1 pseudogene is annotated in these 864 nt (G+C 64.4%); it reads right to left on the bottom strand.

The window, feature by feature from the left end:
• Nucleotides 1-786, bottom strand: a pseudogene (gene dgcB / locus OC610_RS28185) (dimethylglycine demethylation protein DgcB); the annotation flags it as partial.
• Nucleotides 787-864 lie beyond the last annotated feature (78 nt).

The raw sequence follows: 864 nt of genomic DNA, 5'->3' as shown, positions 1-864 counted from the left end.
CTGGCCGGCGGCGAACGCCGGGCAGGCTGCTTCGCACTTGCCGCACTGCACGCAAGCGTCAAAACCGAGCAATTGGTTCCAGGTGAAATCCTTGGGTTTTTCCACACCCAACGGTGCGGCGGGGTCATTCAGGTCCAACGGTTTCAAGCCCGTGGAACGACCGCCACCGAAGCGTTCGGCGCGACGGTGCCAGGCCAGGTGCAGCGCACCCGCGAAGGCGTGCTTCATCGGTCCGCCCCAGGTCATGCCGAAGAACAGCTCCGACACGCCCCACAACACGCCGACACCCAGGATCGCCGCCACCAGCCAGCCACCGAAGTTTTCCGGCAGGATGCCCGCCACCGGCAGGGTCACCAGGAAGAACGACGCCGAGAAGGCCAGCAGGCTTTTCGGCAGGCGCATCCACGGGCCTTTCGACAAACGCGCGGGCGGGTTGCGCCGTCGCAGGTACATGAAGATCGCGCCCACGAACATCACCGCCGACATCAGCAGCAGGGCGTAGCCGAGGATACGGTTGTGCAGGCCAAAACCGTGGACGAGGATCGCCAACACAATCGATGCCACCGCACCACCCGCCGTGGCGACGTGGGTGTTGGCAATGTACTTGTCCCGCGCCACGACATGGTGCAAATCCACCATGTAGCGCTTGGGCATGGCAAAGAGACCGCCGATCAGATCGACCTTGGCCGGTCGTCCCCGGCGCCACATGTTCACCCGCCGCAGGGCGCCGAGGGCCGCAAGGCCCAGGGCTGCGAACAGCAGGATTGGAAGAAGGGTGTTCAACATAGGTGTTGCTCCCAAAGACCTCAGGGTCTTGCAGGTCGAGATGCCTTACTCGGTGCCTGTGGGAGCGAGCTTGCTCGC

Source organism: Pseudomonas agronomica, assembly GCF_025917275.1.
In the GTDB taxonomy this organism is placed as follows: Bacteria; Pseudomonadota; Gammaproteobacteria; order Pseudomonadales; family Pseudomonadaceae; genus Aquipseudomonas; species Aquipseudomonas agronomica.
Note: the sequence above shows the minus strand (reverse complement) of the source record. Positions and strands in the feature narration are given on the sequence as shown.